This is a genomic window from Spirosoma sp. 209, assembly GCF_002006735.1.
Taxonomy (GTDB): Bacteria; Bacteroidota; Bacteroidia; order Cytophagales; family Spirosomataceae; genus Spirosoma; species Spirosoma sordidisoli.
Genome location: NZ_MVEC01000023.1, coordinates 88,026 through 112,350 on the forward strand (window position 1 = coordinate 88,026; position 24,325 = coordinate 112,350).

General features: G+C 58.1%; 26 protein-coding genes and 1 riboswitch. Of the genes, 9 read left to right on the forward strand and 17 right to left on the reverse strand.

The features are described 5' to 3' along the window. Positions 1 to 179 precede the first annotated feature (179 nt). Together B1C80_RS25455 and B1C80_RS25460 are read left to right on the forward strand one after the other, a co-directional pair. Positions 180 to 1,043 (forward strand): SDR family oxidoreductase, encoded by an 864-nt coding sequence (locus tag B1C80_RS25455; RefSeq protein ID WP_077924010.1) that lies wholly within the window; start codon positions 180 to 182, stop codon positions 1,041 to 1,043. 48 nt (positions 1,044 to 1,091) lie between these two features. After that, a complete protein-coding gene (locus tag B1C80_RS25460) occupies positions 1,092 to 2,006 on the forward strand; it encodes an AraC family transcriptional regulator (RefSeq protein ID WP_077924011.1) in 915 nt (304 codons plus the stop codon). 4 nt (positions 2,007 to 2,010) lie between these two features. Here B1C80_RS25460 and B1C80_RS25465 read toward each other — a convergent pair whose 3' ends face one another. Then, the gene (locus B1C80_RS25465) at positions 2,011 to 2,577 is read right to left on the reverse strand and encodes a putative glycolipid-binding domain-containing protein (RefSeq protein ID WP_077924012.1); all 567 of its coding nucleotides are present in this window, start codon (positions 2,575 to 2,577) and stop codon (positions 2,011 to 2,013) included. Between the two features lie 321 nt (positions 2,578 to 2,898). On the opposite strand from B1C80_RS25465, the gene B1C80_RS25470 reads away from it, so the two are divergent. Next, a complete protein-coding gene (locus B1C80_RS25470) occupies positions 2,899 to 4,053 on the forward strand; it encodes a serine hydrolase (RefSeq protein WP_161492818.1) in 1,155 nt (384 codons plus the stop codon). Positions 4,054 to 4,111: 58 nt separating this feature from the next. On the opposite strand, the gene B1C80_RS25475 is transcribed toward B1C80_RS25470, so the two are convergent. Further along, positions 4,112 to 5,836 carry a M14 family metallopeptidase gene (locus B1C80_RS25475; RefSeq protein ID WP_077924014.1) on the reverse strand — a complete coding sequence of 575 codons (1,725 nt, stop codon included), beginning with the start codon at positions 5,834 to 5,836 and terminating at the stop codon, positions 4,112 to 4,114. Between the two features lie 104 nt (positions 5,837 to 5,940). Between B1C80_RS25475 and B1C80_RS25480 the strand changes: the two genes are divergently transcribed. Then, on the forward strand, positions 5,941 to 6,462 hold the full coding sequence (locus B1C80_RS25480; RefSeq protein ID WP_077924015.1) for a GNAT family N-acetyltransferase: 522 nt from the start codon (positions 5,941 to 5,943) through the stop codon (positions 6,460 to 6,462). Between the two features lie 117 nt (positions 6,463 to 6,579). On the opposite strand, the gene B1C80_RS25485 is transcribed toward B1C80_RS25480, so the two are convergent. Next, a complete protein-coding gene (locus tag B1C80_RS25485; RefSeq protein ID WP_077924016.1) occupies positions 6,580 to 6,945 on the reverse strand; it encodes an SPW repeat protein in 366 nt (121 codons plus the stop codon). Positions 6,946 to 7,054: 109 nt separating this feature from the next. Here B1C80_RS25485 and B1C80_RS25490 point away from each other — a divergent pair, with 109 nt between their 5' ends. Continuing rightward, complete coding sequence (locus B1C80_RS25490; RefSeq protein ID WP_077924017.1) at positions 7,055 to 7,558, forward strand: RidA family protein; 504 nt, start codon at positions 7,055 to 7,057, stop codon at positions 7,556 to 7,558. A 73-nt stretch (positions 7,559 to 7,631) separates the two neighbouring features. On the opposite strand, the gene B1C80_RS25495 is transcribed toward B1C80_RS25490, so the two are convergent. Together B1C80_RS25495 and B1C80_RS25500 are read right to left on the reverse strand one after the other, a co-directional pair. Continuing rightward, a complete protein-coding gene (locus B1C80_RS25495; RefSeq protein WP_077924018.1) occupies positions 7,632 to 7,952 on the reverse strand; it encodes a 2Fe-2S iron-sulfur cluster-binding protein in 321 nt (106 codons plus the stop codon). Between the two features lie 51 nt (positions 7,953 to 8,003). Then, complete coding sequence (locus tag B1C80_RS25500; RefSeq protein WP_077924019.1) at positions 8,004 to 9,008, reverse strand: NAD(P)/FAD-dependent oxidoreductase; 1,005 nt, start codon at positions 9,006 to 9,008, stop codon at positions 8,004 to 8,006. A gap of 205 nt (positions 9,009 to 9,213) precedes the next feature. On the opposite strand from B1C80_RS25500, the gene B1C80_RS25505 reads away from it, so the two are divergent. From B1C80_RS25505 to B1C80_RS25515, 3 genes are read left to right on the forward strand one after another with little or no spacing between them, the layout of a single operon-like run. Beyond that, complete coding sequence (locus tag B1C80_RS25505) at positions 9,214 to 11,097, forward strand: heparinase II/III family protein (protein ID WP_077924020.1); 1,884 nt, start codon at positions 9,214 to 9,216, stop codon at positions 11,095 to 11,097. A gap of 30 nt (positions 11,098 to 11,127) precedes the next feature. Then, entirely contained in the window at positions 11,128 to 11,919 is a 792-nt protein-coding gene (locus B1C80_RS25510; RefSeq protein ID WP_077924021.1) for a DUF1080 domain-containing protein, read from the forward strand. Positions 11,920 to 11,931: 12 nt separating this feature from the next. Then, positions 11,932 to 12,951 carry a glycoside hydrolase family 5 protein gene (locus tag B1C80_RS25515; protein ID WP_236648924.1) on the forward strand — a complete coding sequence of 340 codons (1,020 nt, stop codon included), beginning with the start codon at positions 11,932 to 11,934 and terminating at the stop codon, positions 12,949 to 12,951. A gap of 474 nt (positions 12,952 to 13,425) precedes the next feature. Here the strand turns inward: B1C80_RS25515 and B1C80_RS25520 are convergent, their stop codons facing one another. From B1C80_RS25520 to B1C80_RS25530, 3 genes are all read right to left on the reverse strand, one after another. Continuing rightward, a complete protein-coding gene (locus B1C80_RS25520; RefSeq protein ID WP_139361743.1) occupies positions 13,426 to 13,824 on the reverse strand; it encodes a DUF5991 domain-containing protein in 399 nt (132 codons plus the stop codon). 39 nt (positions 13,825 to 13,863) lie between these two features. Continuing rightward, on the reverse strand, positions 13,864 to 14,124 hold the full coding sequence (locus B1C80_RS25525; RefSeq protein WP_077924023.1) for a hypothetical protein: 261 nt from the start codon (positions 14,122 to 14,124) through the stop codon (positions 13,864 to 13,866). Positions 14,125 to 14,326: 202 nt separating this feature from the next. Next, complete coding sequence (locus B1C80_RS25530) at positions 14,327 to 15,466, reverse strand: acetamidase/formamidase family protein (RefSeq protein WP_077924024.1); 1,140 nt, start codon at positions 15,464 to 15,466, stop codon at positions 14,327 to 14,329. A gap of 99 nt (positions 15,467 to 15,565) precedes the next feature. Here B1C80_RS25530 and B1C80_RS25535 point away from each other — a divergent pair, with 99 nt between their 5' ends. Next, complete coding sequence (locus B1C80_RS25535; protein ID WP_077924025.1) at positions 15,566 to 16,162, forward strand: thiamine phosphate synthase; 597 nt, start codon at positions 15,566 to 15,568, stop codon at positions 16,160 to 16,162. Here the strand turns inward: B1C80_RS25535 and moeB are convergent. The 9 genes from moeB to B1C80_RS25580 form a co-directional block, all read right to left on the reverse strand. Then, complete coding sequence (gene moeB / locus B1C80_RS25540; protein WP_077924026.1) at positions 16,100 to 17,215, reverse strand: HesA/MoeB/ThiF family protein; 1,116 nt, start codon at positions 17,213 to 17,215, stop codon at positions 16,100 to 16,102. The genes B1C80_RS25535 and moeB overlap by 63 nt on opposite strands. Further along, positions 17,212 to 18,348: a 2-iminoacetate synthase ThiH gene (thiH, locus tag B1C80_RS25545; RefSeq protein WP_077924027.1), complete on the reverse strand. Its 1,137-nt coding sequence runs from the start codon at positions 18,346 to 18,348 to the stop codon at positions 17,212 to 17,214. The genes moeB and thiH overlap by 4 nt, the downstream gene beginning before the upstream one ends. Next, positions 18,345 to 19,124 (reverse strand): thiazole synthase, encoded by a 780-nt coding sequence (locus tag B1C80_RS25550; RefSeq protein ID WP_077924028.1) that lies wholly within the window; start codon positions 19,122 to 19,124, stop codon positions 18,345 to 18,347. The genes thiH and B1C80_RS25550 overlap by 4 nt, the downstream gene beginning before the upstream one ends. Then, entirely contained in the window at positions 19,121 to 19,756 is a 636-nt protein-coding gene (locus B1C80_RS25555) for a thiamine phosphate synthase (RefSeq protein WP_077924029.1), read from the reverse strand. The genes B1C80_RS25550 and B1C80_RS25555 overlap by 4 nt, the downstream gene beginning before the upstream one ends. Next, positions 19,753 to 20,547: a hydroxymethylpyrimidine/phosphomethylpyrimidine kinase gene (locus B1C80_RS25560; protein WP_077924030.1), complete on the reverse strand. Its 795-nt coding sequence runs from the start codon at positions 20,545 to 20,547 to the stop codon at positions 19,753 to 19,755. The genes B1C80_RS25555 and B1C80_RS25560 overlap by 4 nt, the downstream gene beginning before the upstream one ends. Next, entirely contained in the window at positions 20,544 to 22,421 is a 1,878-nt protein-coding gene (gene thiC, locus B1C80_RS25565; RefSeq protein WP_077924031.1) for a phosphomethylpyrimidine synthase ThiC, read from the reverse strand. Before thiC ends, B1C80_RS25560 begins: the two co-directional genes overlap by 4 nt. A gap of 2 nt (positions 22,422 to 22,423) precedes the next feature. Further along, positions 22,424 to 22,627 carry a sulfur carrier protein ThiS gene (gene thiS / locus B1C80_RS25570; RefSeq protein ID WP_077924032.1) on the reverse strand — a complete coding sequence of 68 codons (204 nt, stop codon included), beginning with the start codon at positions 22,625 to 22,627 and terminating at the stop codon, positions 22,424 to 22,426. 125 nt (positions 22,628 to 22,752) lie between these two features. After that, a riboswitch (TPP riboswitch) is annotated at positions 22,753 to 22,844 on the reverse strand. Positions 22,845 to 23,136: 292 nt separating this feature from the next. After that, the gene (locus B1C80_RS25575; RefSeq protein ID WP_077924033.1) at positions 23,137 to 23,334 is read right to left on the reverse strand and encodes a hypothetical protein; all 198 of its coding nucleotides are present in this window, start codon (positions 23,332 to 23,334) and stop codon (positions 23,137 to 23,139) included. Positions 23,335 to 23,570: 236 nt separating this feature from the next. Then, on the reverse strand, positions 23,571 to 24,311 hold the full coding sequence (locus B1C80_RS25580; RefSeq protein ID WP_077924034.1) for an SDR family oxidoreductase: 741 nt from the start codon (positions 24,309 to 24,311) through the stop codon (positions 23,571 to 23,573). Positions 24,312 to 24,325 lie beyond the last annotated feature (14 nt).

Below are 24,325 nucleotides of genomic sequence, written 5' to 3' on the forward strand. Positions count from 1 at the left end.
CTCTACTGGTTGGCCCAGGCGGTGGTTCTGTACGAATCAGCGCCTGGGCCGGTTGGCGTATAGGCCGGTCCGGTATCAGCCCGGCCCGGTCATCGATTCGGCTACAACTACCACAAATCCGGCTACGTTTGCGGACACAATCCGGCGGACCTTTGTCCTAAACAAAACAAAGCAACGCTATGATTTTAGTAACCGGAGCCACCGGCCAGCTGGGTACTGCCGTTATCCGGCAGCTACGGCAACTCGTACCGGCCAGCCAGCTTTTTGCCCTGGTGCGGGACGAAAATAAGGCCGCCCATCTGCTCGAACAGGGCGTAACGATACGCCGGGGTGATTATGACGATACGGAGGCCCTCGACCACGCTATGGTGGGTATGGAAACCGTACTCCTGATTGCGGGCACCGACGAGCAAAACCGGGTTCGCCAGCACCAGCACGTGTTAGACGCAGCCAGAAAAGCCGGGGTTCGGCGAATTGCCTACACGAGTCGGGCCCTGAAAGAGCCGGCTACGCTGGTCAACCAGCTGATGAACGGCCATTTTCAGACCGAAGATTATATCAAAGCCAGTGGGCTGGCCTACACCCTGTTCCAGAACGTGCTGTACATGGACGCTCTGCCGCAGTTTTTGGGTGGTGATGCCGTTTTTGAGCAGGGTATCTACGTACCAGCCGGGCAGGGCCGGGTTGCGTTTGCCCTTCGAAGCGAGATGGGCGAAGCCATTGCCAACGCGCTGGCCAGACGCACCGACGGCAACGTGACCTACCTGCTGACGGGGAGCGAATCCTACTCGTTTTATGATGTAGCCGAATTCCTTTCGAATCTGTCGGATAAGGTGGTAACTTACACCCCGGCAGCGCCAGCCACGTTTGAAACGCAGCTGCTTGGGCGCGGGTTGAGCGAGGTGGTAGCCCGCCGAATCACCGGGTTTATCACCGATATTGCCAATGGGCAGGAAGACCGGGTCAGCCCGGATTTGGAGATGCTGCTGGGTCGTAGGCCCACCCCCCTCCGCGACGGACTAGCAACGCTCTATGCCAGGTAACATGCCGGGCCTTGCCGATACCAGGACTGGCTACAAGCTGATAGAATCATGACAACCGGACCGCTTCATCACATCGATACCATATCTGCCTACCATCAGTTTGCGGGTCTTCCGAAGCCCGACCATCCGCTCATTAGCGTGGTCCGGTTCGATGATATCAGACCGCGGCAGATCGACAGGCCGAAAGCTATTGTGAACAATTTTTACTCGATCGCGCTGAAACGGAATTTCAACGGCCGGCTGAACTACGGCCAGCAGCCGTATGATTTCGACGATGGCGTGATGGTGTTTCTGGCTCCCGGTCAGGTTCTTACCGTAACGACCGACGAACCCGCCGAGCCTACCGGCTGGCTGCTGATGATTCACCCCGACTTTCTGTGGCGTACTGCGCTGGCCAAAACCATTCGGCAACACGCTTATTTCGACTATTCCATCCGGGAGGCCCTGTTCCTGTCGGAGAAGGAAGAAGCCGTGGTTGTCAACATCATCCGGCAGATTCAGCAGGAGTACCAGGCCTCTATCGATGCCTTCAGCCAGAACATCATCATTGCCCAGCTCGAGGTGTTGCTCAACTACGCGGACCGGTTTTACCAGCGGCAGTTCATTACCCGCCGGATCACCAACCACCATGTGCTGGATCGGTTTGAAGCAACCCTGGCGGCTTATCTGGACAGCGACGAATTGCTCGGATCGGGTTTGCCTACGGTGGCCTACATGGCCGATCAGCTCAATCTGTCGCCCTCTTACCTGAGCAGTCTGCTGAAGTCGCTGACGGGGCAGGCTCCTCAGCAGCACATTCATAGTCGGTTGATCGAAAAGGCGAAAGAGTTGCTGTCGACCACCGATTTGTCGGTCAGTGAAATCGCCTACCGGCTGGGGTTTGAACACCCGCAGTCGTTCAGCAAATTATTCAGAAACAAGACCCGTTCGTCTCCGCTGGCCTTCCGCCATTCGTTCAATTAGCCCATTAGCCGGTCTGGCGTTGTGCGTGTCGGGTAAACAGACCGGGGTAATCGACTACGAGCCCGGCGCCATCAACGGTAATCGTTGCCTCAAAATCGTTGGGTACATTCTCGTACTGGTAAGCGGTGGCCGAGCGTCGGGTGTAGCGCTGATGAACGGCCGCGGTTTGCTGAGCCAGCACATCGATATAAACAACGTGAATACGCTCAGCCTGTCCGTCAGCCAGCCGGAGCCTGTTGATCGGTAAGGTATTGGTAAAGGGCGTCAACGAAATATCGACATCGGTACAGCCCCGCCAGGCCGTCATCTTCTCGTTATTCGCCAGCCAGTTCCCGTTTCCATCGCGACGAAGGTGTAGTTGCCTGGTCTGGGTATCCAGCTGCATCAGGAGCTGGCAGTCTGTCGTTTGCCAGTAGGCATCGGTTGTGATCGTGTAGTCTACGCGATACGGGCCGAGGTCGGCAAGACCTACAATCACCGAATGGATCTCAAATCCGGTAGCGCTGGCCGTGATCAGGCAGTGTTCCAGCGACGGGTGTTCCAGGCCTGCCCAGAGCAGGGTTGTCTGCATAGTCGTGACGGGATGTCGTGGTCGAAGCGTTTCGTCTACAGCCTTAGCCGGCTCGTGATTCTTTAACGAATCTGCGGGCCAACTGTTAAGCCCCGTCTCCAATACCGGTTATGGCCCGAATCCTGGTAGTGCCAGGGCGCTGAACGATCGAACCAGCATTGGTCTATATGTTTATCCTTACGTAAATACATGGGTTGATACGTAGGAATACTTGACTACAAGAATCCGTACTAATCGCCATCAGGACAGGGTTTTATGCGCTTGTGGGGCCGTGGGCAGCTGCGGTACCTTTGCCCCGGACATACTAAACCAAAACTGCCCGTGAAAACCTTTTCTAACTCAGTCATCAGCCTGCTTGCCCTGGCTGCGGTGCTGACCGCCTGCGAGCCCACTGCCAACGTGGGTAAAAATGGTAAATCGCTCGACGTAGACGCCCTGGCCAACGACATTGAAGCGCGTATCAAACCCGACGTGATGGGGTACCAGATTGTGGTGTTTGCCGACGGCTCGCTGCGGGCTTCCCGCGCCGGAGGCAATGCCCGCCGGGCCGCCGATGCGCCCGAACGCAAGATGGATGTAGGCGACAAAATCAACGTGGCCAGCGTCAGCAAAACCGTTACGGCCGCGGCCCTGCTGCACGCGCTCAACGCCAAAAATATCAACATCGACTCAACCATGTGGGCCTACCTGCCCAAACACTGGTCACTGCACAAGAGCATCAAAACCATTACCTTCCGCCAGTTACTGGCCATGCGCAGTGGCTTTCCCAAGAACGTGGCTTCGGATTATGCTTCGCTGAAAGCGGCTATGGTGGTTGGGGCTACCTCACCCCGGCTGACGTACAACTATCAGAACATGAACTTCGCGCTCATGCGGTTCCTGATTCCCAACCTGGTCGGCGGTTACTCCATCACGCCCATGCCAGCCAACGCATCGGCTCAGAAAATCAGCGAGGTCGAGCAGAAGCAGGCGCAGGAGTATACCGATGCGTACATGAACTACTGCCAGCTCAACGTGTTCGATAAGATCGGGATAGCCCCCAACATGGCCTGCAAACCCACCGATGCCAACCCGGCGCTGTGCTACAAATGGGCCGCTCCTGACGGAAAGGGTACCGATTGGGGCGATATGACCCTGACCAATGCGGAGCGCGGCTGGAACATGTCGGCCCTGCAGATGGCAACCTTCATGAACGCCCTGCATCATACCTACAAGATTCTGCCCAAGTCGGTGGCCGATGCCATGCGCCGGGACACGCTGGGGTACGACAACGCGAACATACTGACCAACACGGGGATCAAATACGTCATGAAAAACGGGGGCTACCCGGCTTCCCTGAACTCGGGCGAAGTGGGCGCGTGGGTGTTTGGTTTCGGGAATGAAGTCTACGTGGCGGTACTGGTCAACTCGGACCCGAAAGCAGGTACGAGCGTATGGACCGACGTAGTAGCCGCTTTCGACGCCTGGTACAACTAGTCAGCTAAACGGCCTGATGGGGTAGAGGAATCAAACCCGGTCAGGCCGTTGGAAGCTTTTACCGGGCGCGTTCCAGCCGGAAAACCGGGTAGCGATTGACGGTCTTTTCAAAATAGGGTGTCTGTTTATAGATGAACGAGAGCTGCGCGTCGGCGTTTTCGGCGAAGGCTTTGTCAGACGCTCGCTTATCGGCCAGTTTCTGACGAAGGGCCGGATCGTTGCGGAGCAGTTCCGCGGCTGTGTCTTCGAAGATGTAGTCGGAGAAATATTCTTTCTGGTCGAGGATGCTGTCGAAGAAATTCCAGGCGAAAAACGAATCCAGTGCCTGGGGCTCCAGCGTCTCGATCAGGTACCGGTTGGCCGGCTGATTGGTCGGGATGAGGTAGTCGCCTTTGTAAAACTGAATACGCTGCGTTTCGGTCCTGACCTTCACGCCCGAGTGCGGGTAGTGGCCCTCATACGGGCGCGGACTGGTGCGGTACTCGTCGAGGTAGTAGGCTGAAACGGTGATCAGGGTATCGCTGGTGAGTCGTTTCATCTGCACCCCGTTCCGTTTCAGCAGCGCCAGAATTTCAGACCAAGCCTGCGGAATCAGGTAGGCCTGGGGTTTGGTCAGCTCCAGATCGGCTACAAAGGTGTTCTGGTATGGAATCCGTTTGGTAAAGGGTTTGCTACGGTCGTAATACAATCGGCGGAGACCCGATACCTCGCTGGGTTTATAGCCTGCTTCGTAGCCCAGAAAGGTGATCGTGTCGGTCTGGCTGCGGTCGAGCCGGTAGTTGAGCGCAAAGGTCGTCTGCTGGCTAACGGCGGCATCGGCGCGTCGTTTGTTGGCCAGAATCTGACTGGCGTCTCGCTCGCACAGGCGCAGAACGGCCTCGTCGAAGGCATAACTCCCTTTGACTCGCGCCGGGTAGTCTTTCCACATATGGGTTTCGAGGGTGAAGCCAAAGCAGTTGAACAGAGCCGCATAGCCCGTTGAGTAGCGCGGTGAGTCGTTATAGCCCAGCAGCCCGCTTTCGGGTGTGTCTTTAGGGTGGTTGACGTAAGGCGCGGGCGGAAATCCTCTGGCCGTCAGTACCTTGTCCAGATCGGGCTGAAAGGTCTTCGTCATATAGCCCGACAGAGCCGGGTGGAGCTTGTCTTTCTGGGTGGAGAAATAGGTGACCACGTGCTGGTAGTCAGCGCCGTTGCTGGTGTGGTTGTCGATCAGTACTTGGGGCTTCAGCTGCTGAAACAGGGCCTGGAACGAGCGGGTGTTTTCGGCATCGGCCTTAATGAAATCGCGGTTGAGGTTCAGGTTTCGCGCATTACCCCGGAAGCCATAGGTCTCCGGCCCGTTCTGGTTTACCCGCGATACGCCCCGGTTCAGACAGCCGCCTACGTTCAGCACCGGTACGATGGCCAGCAAGACGTTTTTGGGCAGTTTATTAGTCAGCAGCAGGTCGCGCGCCATCATCAGACAGGCATCGATTCCTTCCGGTTCGCCGGGGTGAATGCCGTTGTTGATCAGCAGGGTGACGCGGTCGGGGCGGGCGGTAAAAACTTTATCGGCCGCGAGCAGAAACACGTGTAGTGGCTGACCTACGTCGGTTTTCCCCACGTCGACCAGTTTGGCCTGCTCGAACTGCCGATCGAGTCGCCGGTAGTAATCGATGATTTCGGCATAGGTTGCCGTTTGTCGACCCTGGCTTCGTTCGTAGGGGGTGATCAGGTCGGGCCGGGTCTGGGCAAGAGCGGCTGTGGTCAGCAGGAAGGCGAGCAGGCAGACAGAGGTTTTCATAGCAGGTTGTAATAGACGCCCCTAAGTTATTCGGAAATGGCGACCCGACCGGCTGCTATGGAGAGGATAAGCACCTGTGCGGAAGGGTTCCTTATCTTTGCACCATGAACAATCCGTCTATCTCGCCGGCCACCGAAGGCGATGTCTCAATTCTGAATCAACTGGTTAACAGCGCCTACCGGGGCGACAGCTCCCGCCGGGGCTGGACCACCGAGGCCGACCTGCTCGGCGGTATCCGCACCGATGACGAGTCGCTGAAAGCTATGCTTGACAATCCTCTGGCTACCATCCTGACCTACCGCATGGCCGATCAGCTGCTGGGCTGCGTCTATCTGGAAAAAAAAGGCGACAGTCTGTACCTGGGTATGCTGACCGTATCGCCCGATGCGCAGGCTGGGGGCATTGGTAAGCAGCTCATGGCAGCCGCTGAAGAAATGGCCCGGGACTGGCAGTGCCGCACCATCACCATGACCGTTATTCCGCAACGTACCGAACTGGTAGCCTGGTACGAACGGCGTGGGTACAGCGCCACGGGTGAGACTAAACCGTTTCCGATGGATGACCCGCGCTTCGGTATGCCTAAAGTGCCGCTCTCGTTTATCGTGCTGGAAAAATCCGTGAGTTAAAGCCCGTAGTCGGGTTGGGCCTTTGCCGGACAGGAGCAGGCTCGACTCAGCAAATCCGGTCCGGCAGAACTACTTCGGTTCTGCCGGGCCGGGTCGTACAGGTATCAAACAACTTTCTTAGCGGGGCATTTCGTCGGGCTGGGTTAGTACCCCACCCACAACCAGGCTGGTCGCGCCCATGACCAGAAAGGCATTGCGGGCGCGGGTGTTGCCCGAGAAGCCGAACAGCCAGGGGGCCGCTGCTGCCAGAGCACCACTGATGACGTCGAGCGTCAGGTGGGTTTTGAACGGAATGGCTTTTACCAGCCCCCACTCGGCGCGGGTGAGCAGGGTCGCGGCCAGCACGCCACCCCCCAGAATCCGGCATAGGGTCGTGGCCGTCTGGTTGTCAGTGAATCCAAGGGTTTCGGGGGCGGTGGCTACCAGGGGCGCGTAGGTGTAGTCGGCCAGGCCGTGTTGTTGTCTCGAAATTGGCTTGTTCATGGTGTTGTTAAGTTAGTTGTAAAGACCTAACTGCTAACGGCGGGCGGGGACTGATTCAACTGCGGTTTCGGTCCTTTTGCCTATTTTTCCGGCCTGATCCTCCTGTCTGATGAACCCCAAACGAGTCTTTCTCCTGCTGTCGATGCTGACAGCCTCTGTCGTAGCCAACGCCCAGTCGATTGAGCCAACGCTGGCCAAAATGGGTATAACCCTGGCCCCGCCCGCCCAGCCGATGGCCAACTACGTCAAAGCCGTCCGCACCGGCAATCTGGTTTTCCTGGCCGGCCATGTCTCCACAACAACCGGCAAACTGGGTGTCGATCTGACCATAGAGCAGGGCTACGAAGCCGCCCGGCAGGCAACGATCGCGCTGCTGTCGAGTCTGAAAGCTGAATTGGGAAACCTCGATCGGGTCCGGCGGATTGTGAAGGTGACGGGCTTCGTCAATTCCTCGCCCGACTTTGGCGATCAGCCCAAGGTAATCAACGGCTGTTCCGACCTGCTCGTAGCCGCTTTTGGCGATACAGGCAAACACGCCCGGTCGGCGGTGGGTATGGCCGCGCTGCCATCCAACTACGCCGTCGAGATCGAAATGGTCGTGGAGGTAGAGTAGAGAGAGTGAACACGGAGCGGGCGCGATGCCCGACATAACGTCATGCCACCACGCCCGCTATTGTCTGTTATGGTTACTGCTCGGCGCCCCGAATCCGGAAGAGACCGCCTTCGAGCCGTTCGTCGACCCGGAGCTGGCAGGCCAGACGGCTGTCCGAGTCGGCATCGGGTAGGGTGTCGAGCATGTCGAGTTCGGCGTCCTGGGCGGGAGCCAGGGCATCGAGTCCGGCCAGCACCTGTACGTGGCAGGTGGCGCAGAGAGCCAGCCCGCCACAGGTAGCCAGGATGTTGTACTCAGAGGCTTTCAGCACTTCCATCAGGCTCAGGTTGATGCCTTCCGGAATCTCCAGCGTCTGCCGCGTGCCGTCGCGGTCTTCTACAGTGAATTGAATCATAACGGTATGGTAAGGTCTGACTACCCATTGCTGGCAGTCAGACCGGCTTAACTAAAAGGCAGGAACGCCATTGACGGTTGTGTATTTGAAGCTGAGTTTCTGCTCGGGGTGTACGTATTTGAACGCACTCTGACACATCAGCGCAGCCTCATGGAACCCGCACAGAATCAGCTTCAGCTTGCCCGGGTAGGTATTGATATCGCCGATGGCGTAGATCCGCTCCACGTTGGTCGAGTAATCGGTAGTATCGACGTTGATGGCCGATTTGTCGATGCTGAGCCCCCAGTCGGCAATCGGGCCGAGCTTGGGCGTAAGGCCGAACAGCGGAATCAGGTTGTCGGCTTCCAGCGTCCGCACCGTCTTGTCTTTGGCCGTAATGTTGACTTCCTGCAGGTGGCCGTTTCCGTTGATACTCGTAATCGTTGATTGCAGAACGAGGTTGATCTTACCCTGCTGCGCCAGCTCGAACACCTTTTCGGCCGAGTCGGGCGCCCCACGGAAGGTGTCGCTGCGGTGAACGAGGGTTACTTCCCTGGCTACATTGGCCAGAAAGATCGTCCAGTCGAGGGCCGAGTCGCCACCACCGGCCAGCACCACCCGCCGGTCGCGGAGTTGCTCGGGATTTTTGACCATGTACGCTACGCCTTTGCCTTCAAACTGCTCGAGGTTTTCGATCTCGGGTTTGCGGGGCTCGAAACAACCGAGTCCACCCGCAATGACCACCACCTGGCAGTGAACGGCGGTGCCTTCGTTGGTCGTGATGATGAACGACTCGTCGGGCTGGCGTTCGAGCGCATCGACGCGTTCGCCGAGGGTAAACGTTGGGTGAAACGGCTCGATCTGCTCCATCAGATTGTCGACCAGATCCTGCGCGTTGATGGCCGGATAGCCGGGAATATCGTAGATCGGTTTGTGCGGATAGATCTCCGAAAGCTGACCACCTACCTGCGGCAGGGCGTCGATAAGGTGGCAGCGCATTTTCAGCAAACCCGCTTCAAATACGGCAAACAGACCAACGGGGCCTGCGCCAATAATGCATATATCAGTCGTAATCATTGTTGGTACGAGGTTCGGTCAGTGGCCTGTTTGGAGGACACCAACGCTATTGGTAAAACACCCGGATGAGGTGATTAATTCGCCGTAAAGGTAGCCCGGCCGGGTCGCCAGCAGGCATCACAAATCGTGATGAGGGATAACAAGCCGGAATACATTGCCGGTATAAATAGGGGACTGACTGCTTTTCTGACTAAATCAGCGTTTCATGAAGTCCCTCTCCATTTACCTTCAAATACTTACGGTGGTTGTTCTCTGCGGCCCGGCGCTGCAGGCTCAGGACAAGCCCATCACTGCAGCCACCAAACTGCCCGCCCATCCGCGTATCCTGATGCTGGCTGGCGAAGAAGCGACCATTCAGCAGACCCTCCGCGCCGATAAAACCTGGAACGGCCTGCACCAGGCAATGCTGGCCGAATGCGACAAGCTGATCGCGGTAGCCCCGGTAGAGCGGATTCAGATTGGTCGGCGGCTGCTCGACAAATCGCGCGAGGCCCTGCGCCGGCTCTTTCTGCTATCGTACGCCTGGCGAACCACCAAACAGCGGCCGTACCTGGAGCGGGCCGAGAAAGAACTGCTCGCCATATCGGCCTTCAGCGACTGGAACCCGTCTCATTTTCTCGACGTGGCCGAAATGACCATGGCCGCCGGGATTGGCTACGACTGGCTCTACAACGACCTGTCGGCTGCGTCCCGAACCGCCATCAAAACGGCCATTCTGAAAAAAGGAATCGAACCCTCGCTCGACAGCCGCTACAACAGCTGGCTGAAAGCAACGCACAACTGGAACCAGGTCTGCAACGCGGGTATGGCCTATGGCGCCCTGGCTATCTACGAAGATCAGCCCGAGCTGGCCCGTACGATCCTGAACCGCTCTGTCGAAACCATCGTCCTGTCGATGGGCGACTACGGTCCCGACGGCGCCTATCCCGAAGGATACGGCTACTGGGGGTACGGTACGAGCTTCAACGTCATGTACATCAGCGCCATGGAGAAAGTCTTCGGTCGCGATTTTGGCCTGTCGAACCAGCCCGGCTTCCTGAAAACGGCGGAGTATATGGCCAATATGACGGGACCAACGGGCAGCTCGTTCAACTACTCCGACGCGGGTACGGGCGGTAGCCTGCAGCCGGCCATGTTCTGGTTCGCTACGAAAACGAAGAATCCGTCGCTGCTGTGGGTAGAGCGGGGGCGGCTGCTGACGGAAGACCCCGCCCGCCAGGTCAGAGACCGGCTGCTGCCGGCCATCATGCTCTGGAACGGGGGCATACGGGTCAACTCCATTCCGGCGCCCGCGTCGACGCTGTGGGTCGGCAAGGGGAAAAATCCGGTGGCGCTGATGCGCTCGTCCTGGACCGATCCGGCGGCTGTTTATGTCGGGGTGAAAGGCGGGTCGCCGTCGGTTAACCACGCGCATATGGATGCCGGTTCGTTCGTGATGGAAGCCGATGGCGTTCGGTGGGCTATGGACCTGGGCATGCAGGATTACAACTCGCTGGAGTCGAAAGGCATCAAAATATGGGGTAAGGAGCAGGATTCGCAGCGCTGGGAGGTCTACCGCTACGGCAATGCCGTACACAATACCCTCACCGTCAATAATGGTCTGCAGCGGGTTGACGGCTACGCGCCCATTACCCGCTCATCGGGATCGGCCGGGTTCATGCACGCCACGACCGACCTCAGTTCACTCTACAGCGGCTCGCTGGCCAAAGCCAGCCGGGGTATTGCGATCGTTGACCAGGATCATGTGGTGGTGCGTGACGAAGTCGAAGCCGCTGCCAGTCCGGTTACCATCCGCTGGACCCTGCTCACAACGGCTGCCGTAACCGTAGTCGGAAACAACCGCGCCGAACTGACCAAAAACGGGAAGAAACTCATTGTTCAGGTGCAGGAACCGGCCGCCGTGACGCTGAAAACCGCCCCCGCCGAACCAAACCACGACTATGATGCGCCCAACCCCGGCACAACTCTGCTGACCTTTGAGGTACCCGTAGCGGCCGGTGCTCAGGGTGTCCTGACCGTGTCGCTGCTGCCCGAGCGGGCGGCTGCCAAATCGGCCCGGCCCGTACAACCGCTTCAACAGTGGCCATAACCTAAACCTATCTTGTAACCTCCCAAGTCTATGTTGACATTCCTTCGCAAACCCGCTTTCGTTTTACCGGCTCTGCTGTTGCTGGCTGGTAGTGTTGCCATGATTCCCCAGGCCAAAGAGCCGCTCGGCGTTGGAACGAAGCCTCCCAAAGGCGCCGATATCCTGTTCGACGGGAAGCGGCAGACCCTCGACGATAAGTGGACGTACTGGCAGGGACCGCGTCTGGCAGCTACGCTCCCCATCAAATGGTTTCTCGTGCCCGACCCCGCGGGGAAAGGCATGGTGCTGAATACCAACGACCCGGCCGGCGCAGGCGGCAAGTACGGTGCCGCTGACATCGTGACGAAGAAGAACTACCGCGATGCGCGTATTCACGTCGAGTTTTTCATTCCGGAGCCGGGCGGTAATAGTGGCGTTTATCTCCACAATCGGTACGAGATTCAGGTGTTCGACGGCGACACCACCTCCCACGGTATGGGCGCGGTCATCAACGAAACGCCCTCGCCTTATTACGCTTACAACGGCGTCGGCAAGTGGAATGCCTACGACATCATGTACCGCGCTCCGCGTTTCGAAAACGGGAAACTAACCGAGCGGCCGCTGGTAACTATGTATTTCAACGGAAAAAAAGTGCATACCAACCATGCCATCAAACAGGTTTGGGGCGGGCCCAACTCGGGTATCGACGGCGGTAACGATGGCGGAAAAGGCATCACCGAAACCCCCGGTGGGCTGAAACTACAGGCCGAAGGGCATAACGTGCTGTACCGCAATCTCTGGATCAAGGACATGGATCTGGCCAAAGCCGACACTGATTTTTAAGCGACCAGTCTGATGATGAGGTTTTCAGTGCCGGGTCTGGCTCTCGGCTTTTTTCTGGTGGTTGGTCAGCTCGTGGCTCAGCCCGCTACGCCCCTCAGTCGGTTGCGGGTTCAGGGTAACGCCTTCGTTACGACCGAAGGAAAGCCGATGGTTTTCCGGGGCCTGAACGCCAGCGACCCCGATAAGCTGGAGAAGAGCGGGCATTGGGACCGGTCGTATTTTGAAGAGATGAAACGCTGGGGCGCTACCATCGTTCGGTTTCCGGTTCATCCGGCTGCCTGGCGCAACCGGGGTAAAGCTCAGTACCTCCAGCTGCTCGACAAAGGCGTGGCCTGGGCCGGTGAACTGGGGCTGTACGTGGTCATCGACTGGCATACCATCGGTAACCTCAAAAACGAGATGTACCAGAACCCCATGTACGAAACCACCCGCCGGGAAACGTTCGAGTTCTGGCGGACAATAGCCGACCATTATAAAGACAACACGACCGTTGGGTTTTTCGAACTCTTCAACGAGCCTACCGTCATGGGCGGCAAACTGGGCACCTGCAGCTGGGCCGAGTGGAAAGCGCTGATGGAAGAAACCATTACCATTATCCGGGCCAACGGCGGCAAAGCGATTCCGCTGGTGGCGGGTTTTAACTGGGCCTATGACCTCCGGGACGTTGCCGGTAGTCCGATCAATGCGGAGGGAATCGGCTACGTGAGCCATCCGTACCCGATGAAACGCGAAAAGCCCTGGGAGGATAAATGGACGGCCGACTGGGGCTTTGTGGCCAAGAAATACCCGCTGATCCTGACCGAAATCGGCTTCTGTGGTCCCGACGACAAAGGCGCTCACGTGCCGGTCATCAGCGACGAATCGTACGGTGACGCCATCACGCGGTACTGCGACGCGAACGGCATTTCGTACATCGTCTGGGTGTTCGACCCGCAGTGGGCTCCCATGCTCTTTACCGACTGGACCTACAAACCTACCCGCCAGGGAACGTACTTCAAAAAAGCCCTGCAACAGCAGTCGACTCGCCGGTAATGCGCTTGCCGGGTTGTGTTTGTGGATAATATATCCCGTTTGTATATCGTATATCCCGGCATGAATGCCGGGCCTATTCATGATTCGCCCCGGTCCGGATTCCGCTCAGGGCGAGGTATGACTAGTATCGGCATTTATGCCGATGCCGTATTCGTGGATGATATATCCCGGCATGAATGCCGGACCTATTCATCGGTAGCCCTCAATGCGAACCCTGCCGTTTGGGTTCATGACTAGCGTCGGTATTTATGCCGATGTCAATTCGTGGATAATATATCCCGGCATGAATGCCGGACCTATTCATAGACAGCCCTCAATGTGAACCCTGCCGTTTGGGTTCATGAATCGCGTCGGCATTCATGCCGATGTCATATTTAAAATACCACCCGGTTTTCCCGGCATGAATGCCGGGCCTATTCATCGGTAGCCCTCAATACGAATCCTGCCGTTTGGGATCATGACTAGCGTCGGTATTTATGCCGACGCTTTTTTTCGAACGGGTATTTTTCCGTCGAAGATCTGCTGCCATTGCCAGTTGGTTTTGCCTTTGTCCCGTTGCAGGATGAAAAGCGGCTGGTTCAGCTTAACCCGGTCTTTGGCGTAGAAAGCGCCGTCGGTGGTGGAGCGGTAATAGACCTTCAGCGTGGTTGGGGTACCGGTTGCCCAGCACTCGAGGTGATAGAAGGTCTGGATGCCCTGCGCGTGTACGTCGCACAGGTTCATGCCCTTGTACTTGTCTTTCACGGTGATGGTATACGTGACGCCATCCGGGTGCTCACCCGACCATTTGCCCAGCCAGCTGTCTGTCGACTGAAAGCCGACGAGAAGGGCAGAGATGAGCAGAAAACCAGCAAACAAAGCGCAGCGAAGCATAAGCGTAGAAGGTTTGGTGAGCAGATCGGGAGGCCGCCATCAGGAGTGGTTAAAGGCATACCACATAAAGGCCACCATGATGGACTCGATAATCCAGACGTAGCGCGTGTCATAGCGGACAGCCCGCCGAACGAGCCAGTGGAGTCCAAGGGCGCCCGCCATGAGCGGAATGCCGAAGAAAAACTGGAGTACGTTATTCTCCTGCTTCATATCGACAAACCCATACAGAATCATGATCAGGCCCATCAGCGACAGCAGAACGAGTGGCGTAATCAGACCAAACAGCTTCGATAGATTCATCTGAACGATACCGTTGAGACCATGTGCTCCAGCCGTTGTAGAAGCCTGGCGTTATCGGCCAGTTCGCGAAACAAATGCTGACTATTTCATTTTAACATGAATACGCACTGGTTTGTTGGAGACGGGCGGTCGGTGATCAGCCGACATCGGGGTTCGGTCGGCTGATCACCTTGGTCCGTGTCTCCACGGACCAAGGTAGTTGTTACGTCCAGTAAGAGAATTTGCGTTTGGTGAAGATGGACTTGGGGATCATGGCATGAACGCCCAGTGTCTGATCAACCACCTGACTTACTTCAAAGTCGACACCGGTGCTGGCAATGGATAGAGCCTCGTTGAAGGTAAACCCTAGTTCCTCTTTTATGAACGTGACGGCTTCCGTGAGCGCGTTTTTCATGGCTTTGTTGAGGTCTTTGTCGAGCCCGACGGCAATGAAGTGAGTGGGCGTTTCGGCACGGGGCATCTTCAGCGTTTTTCCTTTGTGGACGATGAATCGGGCCGTCAGGGTAAGAGCCGTTTCGATAGCGACTCCGCTGACTTCGCCGTTACCCTGTGCGCCATGACCGTCGCCGGTGGTAAAGAGACCCCCCGGTACCGAGACGGGTAGAAAGAGGGTAGTGCCTTTGGTGAGGTGTTTGATGTCCAGATTGCCGCCAAAAAAAGCCGGTGGGATGGAGCTGACCCGGCCGGTTCCGGGGGGCGGAGACAGGGCCATAACGCCCATGAATGGCTTCAGCGGAATTTCGACTCCTTCTTTCAATACCGCCACCCGGCGTTTGCTGTCGTAGCGATAGACAAAGGTTTCGCGCGAGGTGACAGCGTCGGGGATACCTCCGCCACCGGGCCATACGCTGTTGATCCCGAAGCCAGCCGGGAACGTTAGGTCGAGGATGCGGATTTCCAGGGTGTCGCCGGGTTGCGCGCCGTCGATGTAGATAGGGCCGGTCAGCATATGGCCGCGAATGCCGGAGGGCTCGGGCTTCACATTCTTCATGATGGCGATCACCTCCTTCGCGTGGGCGTCGATGGGCAGGTTGTTCTTCGTGTAAAACTCGTCCGGATTGGTGCGGCTTACGCCCGATGGATTGACCGTCTGAATCTCGACCACATCGCCGTCTTTCACGGTATAAACCGTGGGTACATCGGCCCCGAAGTAGCCCCATACCATATTTTCGGGCAACGACCGAATTACGTGGTCGGGCTTGATGGCGGTGGCTGGAGAAGCCGGTAAGGGCGACTGGCTGGTCAGCAGCGGGCTGGCACCGGCCGGCAGCGCAGCCACCGATAAAGCCGCCAGACCGCGCTGGCCGGTTCGGCGTAAAAAATGACGTCGGGACGTTTTCATCAGGTTGTCTGGTTTGTAAAGGGGGAGACGCTTCTAAGATAGAAAATAGACCGCGCCCGGGAAAGCCCGACGGGGCCTGAACAGCTACATTTGCCCCCCATGAGCGCACCTTCATTCCTGCTGGTCGGCATAACCGACGGCAGCCCCCAGAGTCAGGACATACCGACGCTGGCGGCTCTGTTAGCAAACGGGCTTGACTTTCTGTACTGGCGTTCGGCCGTGCAGGAAGCCTCGCCGGACAGGTTACCGCCCGATAAACAGGCCTCGGTGCTGCTGTCGGCCAGCCGGCCCGATGCGGTTCGCCCTCCGTTCCGATGGCATGTGAAAGAAGCCGACCGGCAGTGGCTGACGGGCCGCGAAGCTGCTCCGTTCTCGACCAGTATTCATCACCTTAGCGAGTGGGCAAACCTGGCCGGGCGCGTTTCTATGGTCTTCTACAGTCCGGTGTTCGGCAGCATCAGCAAGCCTGGCTACGGCCCGTCGGTCAGCCTGGATACCATCGGACGTCAGCTACTGGCCCTGCGCGAGCAGCATACCCAGTTGCCGCTGCTGATTGGGCTGGGAGGCATCACGGCCAAAAACGTAGCCCTGGTCAGGCAGGCCGGATTTGACGGAGCCGCACTGATGGGTGGACTATGGCAGCAACCCGATCCGGTTGGGGCGCTGACCGAGATAAAGGCTTCCGTAGGTCGCTGACCGGCTTCGGCAGGCGTTCAGACCTCCGCGCAGGTTGACCACGTTCCGGTAGCCCCGCTGCCATAAAAACTGAATCGCCTGCCGGCTTCGCCCACCCGACTGGCAGTGAATAACAACCGGTCGATCGGCGGGTACCTGGGTGGGGTGTTGTAACAGATCGGCCAGCGGCAGCAGCTGCCCACCTATATTGTCCTGCTCGTACTCAGCCGGCTCCCGTACATCCAGCAACAGGGGCTTGTCGGCTCGCTGTAACCAGTCGGGCAACTCCTCCGGCCCGATCTCCGGCCACGTATCCGCACAAACCGGCACCGGCTCGGGCAGCGACTTCAGGGTTCGGTTGGCCGGATTAGCCGCAAACGAGAAGGTATCGAACGAGCAGGTCAGCGCGTTGAAAACCAGCACCGTTCCGCTGAGCAACGTGCCGATGCCCGTAAGGAGCTTGATCGCTTCGTTGGCCATCAGGCAGCCGGTCATACCGGGTAGTACGCCCAGGACCCCTACCTCGCTACAGGTCGCCAGCTCACTCGCTTCGGGGTACAGACAGCGGTAGGTAGGCCCGTCCTGGTAGTTGAAAACGCTGACCTGGCCCTCGAATTGGTAGATAGACCCAACTACCAGTGGTTTGCCCAGTAACACGGAGGCATCGTTGACCAGGTAGCGGGTTGCGAAATTATCGGATCCATCGATAATCAGGTCGTAAGGCGCCAGCAACTCCAGCGCGTTGGTCCGATCCAGAAATACGGCATGGGATATCACCTCAATATGCGGGTTCTGACGGGCCAGCCACCGGGCCGCTACGTCGGCTTTGGACTGGCCAATATGCTCGGGGGCGAAGAGAATCTGGCGCTGCAGGTTGCTGGCTTCCACCCGGTCGCCGTCGATGATGCCCAGCCTGCCCACGCCGGCAGCGGCCAGGTACTGCCCCACCGGGCAGCCCAGCCCGCCCGCGCCGATCAGCGCCACCCGTGCCTGCCGAAGCCGTTCCTGCCCGGCCAAACCGATTTCCGGCAGGCGGATGTGGCGGTTGTAGCGGTTGATTTCTTCCGGAGTCATAGGGGCATAAACGTTTTATCCCAGTCTTTCCAGACTGGTTCGTATCCATGCTGCCGAATAACCGCTTCCATCTCGGCAGGGCTGCGCTCGTCGGAGATGGCAAACTGCTCCAGCGATTGGGGCTCCACGACGTAGCCGCCCGGATTCGTTTTCGAGCCCGCGCTCAGACTCGTGATGCCCAGCCGCAACACATGGTCCCGGAAGCGGGGTGTCTCGCGGGTCGAAAGCGAGAGCTCAACCTCTTCGCTGAACAGCCGGTAGGCGCAGATCAGCTGCACCAGATCCCGGTCAGACATACACCGCTCGAACGACTTCGACGTTATGGCACCGTTTTGCCGAAGGTCGATCGGGCGCAGCCGCGGAAACGAAACGCTGTACCGGGTTTGCCAGTAGGTTCGTTCGAGATAATGCAGATGAGCGGCCGTAAAAAAGCTGTCGGTGCGCCAGTCTTCGAGTCCCAGCAGGGCGCCCAGGCCAATTTTGTGAATACCTGCCTGGCCGAGCCGGTCGGGCGTTTCGAGCCGGTAGGCAAAGTTCGATTTTTTGCCTTTCGGATGGTGATTTCTATAGGTGCTGCGGTTGTAGGTTTCCTGATAGACCAGTACCGTATTCAGCCCTTCGCTAATCAGCTCTTCGTACTCCGGCTGGTCGAGCGGCTGCACCTCCATCGAGATATGCGAAAACATTCGGCGCAGCAGCCGGATGGCCTGTTTGAGGTACGGAACCCCCACCGTTTGGTTGGCCTCGCCCGTTACCAGCAGGATATGTTCATAACCGAGCGCCCGGACGGCCTGCGCTTCCCGCAGTAGCTCCTCGGCGGTCAGGGTGCGCCGGGCAATCCGGTTGTCGAGGCTGAAGGCGCAGTACGTACAGATGTTCTGGCATTCGTTGGATACGTAGAGGGGCGCGTAGAGCTGCATCGTTTTCCCGAACCGTTTCTGCGTCAGCTGATGACTGAGCTGAGCCATCGGTTCCAGGTAAGGCTGGGCGGCCGGCGAAATCAGGGCTCTGAAATCATCGAGTGTGCGTCGACTAGTGGCCAGCGCCTGCTCCACCTGCCGGGGCGTCGTCGCGTAAATGTCACGCTGAACGGTTGTCCAGTCGTGGGCCTCAAACCAGGGTTTGGAGGTCATAGTTCGTCCAGGAAAGCGGTGAGTGGGCTGCTGGCGTTTGCGGTGGTTGCGGGGCGGGCCAGCCGGGCTTCGTAGGCCAGCCGACCGGCCTCAACGGCCATCCTGAAGGCAGTAGCCATGCGTACGGGATCGTCAGAAACGGCAATAGCGGTATTGACCAGCACCGCATCGGCCCCCAGCTCCATAGCCGCAGCCGCGTGCGACGGGGCCCCCAAACCTGCATCAATCACAACCGGAACCCGGCTTTGCTCAATAATTATTTCCAGGAAATCGATCGTTCGCAGTCCTTTGTTCGTACCGATCGGGGCGCCAAGCGGCATCACGGCCGCTACCCCAACTTCTTCCAGCCGCTTGCACAAAACAGGGTCGGCATGGATATAGGGCAGAACGATAAAGCCGAGCTTTACCAGCTCCCGGGCCGCGTTCAGCGTCTCGATCGGATCGGGAAGCAGGTATTTGGGGTCGGGGTGGATTTCGAGCTTTAACCAGTTGGTTTCGAGCGCTTCGCGAGCCATCTGGGCCGCAAATACAGCTTCACGGGCCGTTCGTACGCCCGAGGTGTTGGGCAGCAGGCGTAGCCGGGAGTGGGTCAGGTGGACGAGGGTATCGTCCTGATGGGTATAGGCGTCTACCCGTTTCAGCGCTACCGTTACCAACTCCGTACCCGAGGCCAGGAGGGCCTCTTCCATCAGCTGGGTGGATCCGAATTTACCGGTGCCGGTGAACAGCCGCGATGAAAACGACTGGCCGGCAATGACGAAAGGCTGGGTGATCATGTCAGTGGAAAAGAGAGGGTAGAGAGTGAGAGCTGATCCAGAAAAAGGCGGGTCTGGCGGGCGGGGTCGCTGGCCCCACTGATGGCCGATGATAGGGCGATACCGTGCAGACCGGTTTGCATCAGCGCGGGCACATCGGCCAGGGTAATACCGCCGATAGCAACAATGGGCACAGAAAGGGAGCGACTCTGCAAGGCCGACAGGATCGCCTGGTAGCCTGCCAGACCCAGAATGGGGCTGAGCTTTTCTTTCGTTGTCGTAAACCGAAACGGCCCCAGCCCAACGTAGTCGACGCCGTGCCGGTAGTGGGTCAGGATGGTGTCGAGCCTGTTGGCGGTGCCCCCGATCAGGAACCCATCGCCCAGGAGCGCCCGCGCGTCTGGCACGGGCATGTCGTCCTGACCCAGATGTACGCCGTCGGCTCCGATATCGCCCGCCAGGGTTGGGTTGTCGTTGATAATCAGCCGGGCGTTATGCTGCCGACAAACCGCGAGGGTATCCTGCGCTACTGCCTTCCAGTCGGCATAGGGCCGGTTTTTTAGCCGAAGCTGAATCCAGTCGACACCGGCGCGGCAGGCGGTTTCGGCCTGTTCCGGTTGGGTGACGATATAGTGTAACTGGCTTATTTTCATGAGAGCGACTGGTGAAAGCCAAGCAAGCCGGGGCTACTGGCCAGGTATTGATTCATGTAGCGACGCGCCGTAGCGCAAGCCTCTGGTAGCGGTTGTCCTTTGGCCAGGCCCGCAGCAATGGCCGACGAGAGTACGCAGCCACTGCCGTGCTTTTCGCCATCCGGCAGGAACGGAGCCGGGAACTCGGCGATCTCCTGCCCGTCCTTCAGCAACCTGTCGGTTGTTACGCCATTGATCGGTTCGGCATGACCGCCTTTGAGATAAACCGGGCAATACGCGCTGAGCGTCCTGGCGGCCCAAACGGCTTCATCCGTAGCGGCTAGCTGCTGCACCTCGGGTACGTTGGGCGTCAGCAGGCTCAGCCGGGGCAGTAGGGTCGACAGTAGCGTCTGGCTGGTCATCGCGTGGAAATCGAAGCCCGCGGAGGCTTTCAGAATCGGGTCCCAGATGATGGGCAGGCCGGGCCACGTTTGGGTCAGCCAGTCGGTCAGCTCCGCCAGCACCGGCAGCGACTGAACCAGGCCGATCTTGACGACCGAAACCGGGTAGCGGTCAGCCAGCGGCATACACTGGGCGATAATCGAATCCAGCGCGACCCACTCAACGGCCCTGAAATCGGCATCATGCTGCATCGTCAGGGCCGTACAAACCCCCAGGCCGTAGACCTCCAGAGCTTCCATAACTTTCACATCGGCCAGCAGCCCCGCTCCGGCACTGGGGTCGAGTCCGGCAATAGACAGTGCGTAAGGGCGTTCGTGCTGAACCGGTGGCCAGGTGCGCGATGCGGTCATAGGTAAAGCTGGTTACCCTGTTCGGCAAACTCTTTTGCTTTCACCTGCATGGCCTGATCGAGGGCGTCGGTATCGGCCAGGCCGTTCTGGTCGGCGTAGTCACGAACGTCCTGCGTAATCTTCATCGAGCAGAAGTTCGGGCCACACATCGAGCAGAAGTGGGCGGTTTTGGCGCCTTCGGCGGGCAGCGTTTCGTCGTGGAACTCCCGCGCCGTATCCGGATCGAGCGAGAGGTTGAACTGATCCTGCCAGCGAAACTCGAAGCGGGCTTTACTCAGGGCGTTGTCGCGGTACTGCGCCCCGGGGTGACCTTTTGCCAGATCGGCCGCGTGGGCGGCAATCTTGTAGGTAATTACGCCATCTTTAACGTCTTTTTTGTTCGGCAGGCCGAGGTGTTCCTTGGGCGTAACGTAACAGAGCATGGCCGTACCGAACCAGCCAATCATGGCCGCGCCAATACCCGATGTGATGTGGTCATAGCCGGGGGCAATATCGGTTGTGAGCGGCCCGAGCGTGTAAAAAGGGGCTTCGTTACATTCCCGCAGCTGCTTGTCCATGTTAGCCTTGATCAGGTGCATGGGAACGTGGCCGGGGCCTTCAATCATCACCTGAACATCGTGCTGCCAGGCAAGTTTAGTCAGCTCGCCCAGGGTTTCGAGTTCGGCAAACTGAGCCGCATCGTTGGCGTCGGCAATGGAGCCGGGGCGCAGTCCGTCGCCCAGCGAGAACGACACATCATAGGCCTTCATGATCTCGCAGATTTCGTCAAAATGCGTATACAGGAAGTTTTCCTTATGGTGGGCCAGGCACCACTTGGCCATGATGCTGCCCCCCCGCGAAACGATACCCGTCACGCGCCGGGCCGTCAGCGGAATATAGCGCAGCAGCACGCCGGCATGAATGGTGAAATAATCGACCCCCTGTTCGGCCTGCTCGATGAGCGTATCCCGAAACAGCTCCCAGGTCAGGGCCTCGGCTTTCCCGTTTACCTTTTCAAGAGCCTGATAGATGGGTACCGTGCCGACGGGCACCGGACAGTTCCGGATGATCCACTCGCGGGTTTCGTGAATGTTCTTGCCTGTCGATAGATCCATCAGCGTATCGCCACCCCAGCGGCAGCTCCATACGGCTTTTTCGACCTCTTCGTCAATGCCCGACGACACAACCGAGTTGCCGATATTGGTGTTGATCTTGACCAGGAAATTACGGCCAATAATCATCGGCTCGCTCTCGGGGTGGTTGATGTTGGCCGGGATGATGGCCCGTCCGGCGGCTACTTCCTGCCGAACAAATTCGGGCGTGATATAGGGAGCGGGGGTGTTGGCGCCAAAGCTGTTGCCCGGGTGCTGTTTCCAGAGCGACGACTGATCGTTGAGGGTATCGATCCGCTGATTTTCCCGAATCGCGATGTACTCCATCTCGGGGGTAATGATGCCTTTGCGGGCGTAATGGAGCTGCGTCACGTTCTGGCCCGCCCTGGCCCGCACCGGAAACCGGATGTGAGCAAACCGCAGGGCGTCCAGATCGGGGTTGGCCAGTCGCTGGTTGCAGTAGTCCGACGAAAACGACGTCAGCTGTTCGGTATCGCCCCGGTCCCGGATCCACGGTTCCCGCAGCCGATCGAGGCCGAGTTGCAGGTCGATGCTGGCGTCGGGGTCGGTATAGGGGCCGCTGGTATCATACACCGTTACGGGCGCGTTGGGCTGGCTGACTTTCCGGTTGCCCACCTGCGTGACCGTATCCGACAGGGTGATTTCGCGCATGGCCACGCGGATGTCATAGAGTTGGCCGGGCACGTAGATTTTGCGCGAACCGGTCAGGGGCTGGCGCGTAATGGTCTGCTGCGAAGGCAGTTGTTCAGTTTTCTGGCTCATCGTTATCCTCCCTGGGTTGCTTGTAGAATGGTAATTTTTTCGCTGCCCGACAGGGCAAGCTGTGCCCAGGCCGTGCGGGGCACAATGGCATTGTTGACCGCTACGGCTATGCCTTTGCGGTCGGCCATAGCCAGTTGAGCGAGAAGACTCTCGAGCGATGCCGTATCGGGCGTTTCTACGGACTGGTTATTGACGAATACAATCATGGAACCTGTGCTTCAGCGCATAGAAAAGCACAAGCCAGGGAGCGAACCGCTCGGATAAACCGGAAAGAAGGCGAAAAAACAGGAGCAGGCCACTATGGCGCCACGCGCACAGAGCCACTACAGGAATCTATTGTCTCGCTTTTCCCTCCGCAGGTATTATCCTGTTCAGGTTCAAAGGGTGATCTCTCAGCCCGTACGGGCACCCCTAAAGCTTCGCTTTTCAGCAAGACAAATGTAGAAACGATTTTCAATAATCTATTTTTCGATAACTAATTTATTGGTACAGAGGGTAGCCTGGTAGCCGATAAGTGATGTCTATTGAATTGGTTATCAGTTGATAGATGGAGCATAAATAAACAGGAGTGGGTGCATATAAGCAGCAGCCCCGACACAGATGGTCGGGGCTGGGCACTCCTACACGAAGGTTGTGTTACTCGTTGTCAATCAGCTCGGCGCCCGACTCCATATCGGCTGCCTCGTCGTTCGTAATGGCTGGCAACCCGATGTTCTTACGCATCGATCCGTACCCGCGACAGGCGGATGTCGGAGCGGTTGAACTGGCGCTGCATCTCGGCAAAGACCCAGTCGATGGCTTCGTCGGGGTCGGTGGCCGCAACGGATAAGTCTTCATTCAGCCGAAGCTGGTTTTTCATTTCGTCGAGCACATCGAAGACGACCCGGATTATCTGCTTTCTTTTTGTGACCATAACAAAAGGTGGCTAAACAGAGGGTTACGCAACCAGCAGGCTATATGACAGCCTGACAAAACCGACGATGACCGCTTCTGTCAGATTTGTTCAGCATGTTGTTTATGGTCTAAAAGTAAGCGCTTTTGTCTATAGTTATATTATGTATGATAAAAAAATATTATAGTGTTGCCTGGCTCTCTCGCCAGGCATCAGCATCGGGCCGAAAGGGCCAGCCGCGGGTTGCCGTTTTTTTGTTAGAATCGGCTGTTCATGCGGGCGAAGATGGCGTCGATTTCCGGGCGGGAGGCCATGCGATTGGTTTCTGAAGTGCCGTAGCCAATCTCGGTTGCGCTAGCCTGCAGGCCGTTCATCATGGCGTCGGCAAAGTCGCCGACGGGCACGCCGAAGGTGTGCAGCCCCGGCCCGCCCAGGTCGGTATTGACGGCTGGCGGTACCAGTTCAATAACCTCGATCGAGGTGTTGGCCAGTTGATGCCGCAGGGACATCGTAAACGAGTGCAGAGCCGCTTTGGTGGCGCTGTATATCGGGGCAAACGCGCCCGGTACAAAGGCGAGCCCCGATGTTACGTTGACAATGGCCGACTGTGGGTGTTGCTTCAAATGCGGAATAAACAGCGTAGCCAGGTGCAGCGGAGCTTCCAGATTGATCGCAATTTCCTGCTGGCTCTCGCTCCAGTCGTCCTGGCTATCGGCCAGCTGCATCCGGCGCTGAATACCCGCGTTGTTGATCAGTACATTGACCTGCGGAAACTCGGTACGGACCCAGTCGAGCAGCGCTACTCGTTCAGCCGCCTGGCCTACATCGCATTGGCGCGTGTGAAGCTGTGGGTACTTTTGTTGGGCTTCCTGCAGCTTATTGGCGCGTCGGCCACAGATAATGACCTGGCTGCCTGCCTGAAGAAACCGCTCGGCCAGGGCCCAGCCAATGCCGGAGGCTCCGCCCGTAATCAGGACGGTGTTGGTTGACGTATTCATGGGGGTAGTAGTCT